Origin of the sequence: Streptomyces sp. NPDC056160 (assembly GCF_042268205.1) — a bacterium.
Lineage (GTDB): Bacteria > Actinomycetota > Actinomycetes > Streptomycetales > Streptomycetaceae > Streptomyces.
In genome coordinates this window covers 1-3,982 of sequence record NZ_JBHJUW010000284.1, presented here as the reverse complement: position 1 = coordinate 3,982, position 3,982 = coordinate 1, and the positions used below count along the sequence as shown (strand labels likewise).

At 69.6% G+C, this 3,982-nt stretch carries 5 protein-coding genes and 1 pseudogene; 5 read left to right on the top strand and 1 reads right to left on the bottom strand.

Annotated features, from left to right (window positions below):
- Nucleotides 1-54 precede the first annotated feature (54 nt).
- Nucleotides 55-444, bottom strand: coding sequence for an IclR family transcriptional regulator C-terminal domain-containing protein (locus tag ACFC02_RS41930; protein ID WP_376368192.1), 390 nt, complete (start codon nucleotides 442-444; stop codon nucleotides 55-57).
- 149 nt (nucleotides 445-593) lie between these two features.
- Between ACFC02_RS41930 and ACFC02_RS41925 the strand changes: the two genes are divergently transcribed.
- From ACFC02_RS41925 to ACFC02_RS41905, 5 genes and pseudogenes are all read left to right on the top strand, one after another.
- Nucleotides 594-1,553 (top strand): amidohydrolase family protein, encoded by a 960-nt coding sequence (locus tag ACFC02_RS41925; protein ID WP_376368190.1) that lies wholly within the window; start codon nucleotides 594-596, stop codon nucleotides 1,551-1,553.
- Between the two features lie 11 nt (nucleotides 1,554-1,564).
- Nucleotides 1,565-1,720, top strand: a complete 156-nt coding sequence (locus ACFC02_RS41920) for a hypothetical protein (RefSeq protein ID WP_376368188.1) — start codon at nucleotides 1,565-1,567, stop codon at nucleotides 1,718-1,720.
- A 287-nt stretch (nucleotides 1,721-2,007) separates the two neighbouring features.
- Nucleotides 2,008-2,349 carry a hypothetical protein gene (locus ACFC02_RS41915; protein WP_376368186.1) on the top strand — a complete coding sequence of 114 codons (342 nt, stop codon included), beginning with the start codon at nucleotides 2,008-2,010 and terminating at the stop codon, nucleotides 2,347-2,349.
- 40 nt (nucleotides 2,350-2,389) lie between these two features.
- Nucleotides 2,390-2,779, top strand: a complete 390-nt coding sequence (locus tag ACFC02_RS41910) for a hypothetical protein (RefSeq protein ID WP_376368184.1) — start codon at nucleotides 2,390-2,392, stop codon at nucleotides 2,777-2,779.
- 163 nt (nucleotides 2,780-2,942) lie between these two features.
- Nucleotides 2,943-3,874, top strand: a pseudogene (locus ACFC02_RS41905) (IS5 family transposase).
- The last annotated feature ends 108 nt before the right edge of the window (nucleotides 3,875-3,982 follow it).

Genomic DNA, 3,982 nt, shown 5'->3' with positions numbered 1-3,982 from the left:
GTCCTACATCCAGGGCCGACAACCACCCCACCCATCACAGACCGTGACGGGCAGTCAGCGGCCACCGACCTTGCACCGCTCAACTTCGAAGACCCCCGTTGTCACCCGCCAGGGACGGTCCTGGCGTCCTGCGGCGTGCTCGCCGCGCCGTACCTCCGCGAGCACACGGCGCAGGTCGTCGGGGGTACGGATATCGTCGTCGCCGTGCCCCGGCGCGTACGCGGCGATGGCCTGCTCCTGGACGGCCCCTGGTGCGAAGGCGAGCAGCACCAGGCCGACCCCGGTCGAGGCCAGTGGAAGGCGGCCGCCCACGCGGTAACGCACCGGGGTCGCGTCACGCGCCGACAGCCTTTCGACGAGCAGCGCCTCGCCCCGCCCCAGCGCCGCGGACCGCCCTCGGGCATCGCCGTTCCCCTCGCTGTTTCCTCCTGGTGTTCCGTTCACCGGAATCACCCCTGCCAATGTACGGGCTCTCTTCCTACGGTGGCGATCACAGGCACCCGGGACCAGCCTCGTCAGCACGCCGGCGCACGACCTCGCAGGCACCCCGGAGCACACGACCTGGCAGGCACCCCAGAGCAAGGGAGACCCGTATGACCCCGACCGGGCTCGTCGACGTCCACGCCCACTTCGTCACCGGCGGCTACGTGACCGCGGCCCGGTCCGCCGGCATCGAACATCCCGACGGCATGCCCGGCTGGCCCACCTGGAGCGTCGAACACCACCTCGACCTGATGGAACGCTCGGGGATCGAGAAGTCCTACCTGTCGATCTCGTCCCCCGGAGTGCACTTCGGCGACGACGGCGCGGCCCGCGGGCTGGCCCGCGAGGTCAACGAGTTCGGCGCCCGCGTCCGCGCCGAGCACCCGCGGCGCTTCGGCCACTTCGCCTCCCTGCCCCTGCCCGACGTCGAGGGCGCGCTCGCCGAGGCCGCTCACGCGCTCGACGTGCTGGGCGCGGACGGCGTCACGGTGGAGAGCAACCACCACGGCGTCTACCTCGGCGATCCGCGCCTCGAACCGCTCTGGGAGGACCTGGACCGGCGCGGCGCCGTCGTCTTCGTCCACCCCACCTCGCCGCCTCACGCCGACGACCTCGGCCTCGGCCGTCCCCGGCCGATGCTGGAGTTCCTCTTCGACACCGCCCGCGCCGCCGGCGACCTCCTCTTCCGCGGCGTCCTCGCCCGCCGGCCGCGCATCCGCTGGATCCTGACCCACGGCGGGGGAGCGCTGCCGCTGCTCGCCGATCGGATGGAGCTGTTCCGCACCCACTTCGGCAGCGGCCCGGCAAACGCGCCGAGCGCCGTCGAACAGCTCGGCCGGCTCTGGTACGACCTGGCCGGTACGCCCTTCCCCCGACAGATCCCGGCCTCCGTCGCCGCCTTCGGCACCGAACGCCTCCTCTACGGCAGCGACTACTGCTGGACGCCCGTCGAAGCCGTCCTCGCGCAGGTCGCCACCGTCGACTCCGCGCCCGGACCGACCGACGCCACCACTTGGCGCGACCTCACCACCCGCAACGCGCACCGCCTCTTCACCGCGGACGGGCGGTGATCGCGTGCGCCGTGCCGAACACCGCCACCCCCGAGCAGGCCGCCGCGACCGTGCGCGAACGGGTCGCTGCGGGCGCCGACTTCGTCAAGTCCGCCGCGATGGCCAGGGAGCGCTTCTGCGACCACATCGCTGTGCGCGCGTACCGGGTCGTCCGATCCGCTCGGTGACCTGTCGATCAATCACCTGTCAATCACATGGGAATCACATGGAAATCACACGGGAACCACATGGGAAAGCAAATCCTCCCCGTATTGATTTCACAGCTCCTGAGCCGCGCTGCGGCCGACCGCGGTGTTCGCCGGATCGGCGGCCGTTTCCCAGGGCGCGCTGTCCGGTTTCCGGCTTCTGACGTCAAGGTTCCGCGCCTAGTGTCGTCGCCGTCATCCCTGGAGCCGCGTCGAAAGGGGAAGAAGTGAGAACTTCTCGAGAGCTGGGGCGCGCTGCCTGCGCCGTCATGGCGCTTGGAACCGCGGTTGCGCTGGGTACCGGGTTCGCCTCCGCAGCACCCGCCACCACCGCTGCTACCACCACCGCGAGCTGCACCTACCCGTACGTGTGTATCCAGCGCCTGTCCGACGGGGCCATCATCGGCCGCTTCCAGGACGTCACCTCAACCTGGCAGTCGCTGCCGTCCAAACCGAGCAACGTAAGGGTCATCAACACCCGCCACGACGACGTCGCGTACATTCGCGAGGCTGGTGGATCGGTGGACTGCGTCGCTCCGAACAGCACCCTTGGCATCACGGGCTACGTCCTGACAGGTATCCGCATCTCCTCGTCCGCCACCTGCGCGTGAGCCACGTCATCGCCGACCGCACCCCCGCCAAGGAGGAGACATGAAGAGATCACGGCAGGCCGTCAAGCGAGTTGCGGGGGCTGCGGCAGTGGCCACCGGGCTGCTCGCCACCTCCGTGGGAGCAGCGGTCGCCGCCCCCACGACCGCAGTCGCCCAGGCCACGGCGAGCTGTGCATACCCCTACGTCTGCCTGTTCAAGAACGGCGTCAGGATCGGTCAGTTCCAGGACGTCACCTCGGGCTACCAGTCCCTGCCGTCCAGGCCCACCGGCACGAACAGCTCACCCATCACCGTCACCAACACCCGTCACGACGACGTCGCCTACATCCGGTACTCCACCGGCTCGACCTCGTGCATCCCGCCGCTGCAGAGCAGCGCCTTCACCGGAACGCTGACGGGCATCCGCATCTCCTCCTCCCCGACCTGCTGAGCTGTGGCAGCGAAGTGAGCCGTGACGCGGCCGCCGTACGTCCACGGGCCCCGCTGCGCAGCGAGGCCCGAGAACGGCCCCATTCCACGGCGCCCCTGGCCCCCGCCTAGGACTTGTCCGGTCGATCATGTGACTGCCTTGCGTCTGGATCGTTGATGCGGGCATGGGGCGGGGTGATCTGAGTGATGCGGAGTGGGAACGGCTACGGCCGTTCCTGCCTGCCAGTAACGGGCGTTGCGGCCGGTGGCGGGACCATCGGCAGGTGATCAACGGGATTCTGCACCGGGTTCGGACCGGTGTGCAGTGGCGTGACCTGCCCGAGCGGTTCGGACCATGGAAGACCGTCTACGAACGGCACCGGCTGTGGTCGGCTGACGGTACTTGGGAACGGCTGCTTCAGCAGGTTCAGGCAGCGGCCGACGCCGCTGGTGAGATCGACTGGGACGTCTCGGTCGACTCCACCATCGTCCGCGCGCATCAGCACGCGGCCGGCGCCCGGACCGATCCGCCGCCGGCCCCCGGCCCAAAGGGGGCCGAACCGCCAGAACACCAGGACGAGACACCGTGGCAGAGCCTCGTCGCCCGCCTGGCGGAGGTGGTGCGGGAGGTGAGGGCCTGGGCCGCTCGCGCGGTGGGTTCACCAGCAAGCTCCACCTGAGCGCGGACGGCCGCTGCCGCCCGCTGTCCCTCATCGTCACACCTGGACAGCGGGCGGACTGCACCCAGTTCAAGCCGGTCCTGGACAAGATCCGCGTCCCCAGGCGACGGCGGGGCAGACCCCGCAAGAAGCCGGACAGTCTTGCCGCGGACAAGGCCTACAGCAACGGGCCCTGCCGCGAGTTCCTGCGGCGCCGGGGCATCCGGCACACCATCCCGGAGAAGACCGACAGCCAGGCCGCCCGCCAGCGCAAAGGCTCACGCGGCGGACGGCCACCCGGCTTCGACGAAGAGCGGTACAAGAAACGCAACACCATCGAACGAGCAATCAACCGCCTCAAACAGCACCGGGCCGTGGCCACCAGATACGACAAACGCGGCTACGTCTTCCTCGGCACCGCCACCGCAGCAGCACTCCTCATCTGGCTCCGAACATGATCGACCGGACAAGTCCTAGTACTCCAGCAGTACTTCGTGGCTTGACCTGGGGAAACGTCGAGCGGTGGGAGTGTAGCGGGCGGGGGTTCGTCACGAATGGCTTCTGCC

Bases quoted from the DNA above. Each gene is read 5' to 3' on its own strand.
- ACFC02_RS41910 (WP_376368184.1), top strand. From the start codon at position 2,390: ATGAAGAGATCACGGCAGGCCGTCAAGCGAGTTGCGGGGGCTGCGGCA.
- ACFC02_RS41925 (WP_376368190.1), top strand. From the start codon at position 594: ATGACCCCGACCGGGCTCGTCGACGTCCACGCCCACTTCGTCACCGGC.
- ACFC02_RS41915 (WP_376368186.1), top strand. From the start codon at position 2,008: ATGGCGCTTGGAACCGCGGTTGCGCTGGGTACCGGGTTCGCCTCCGCA.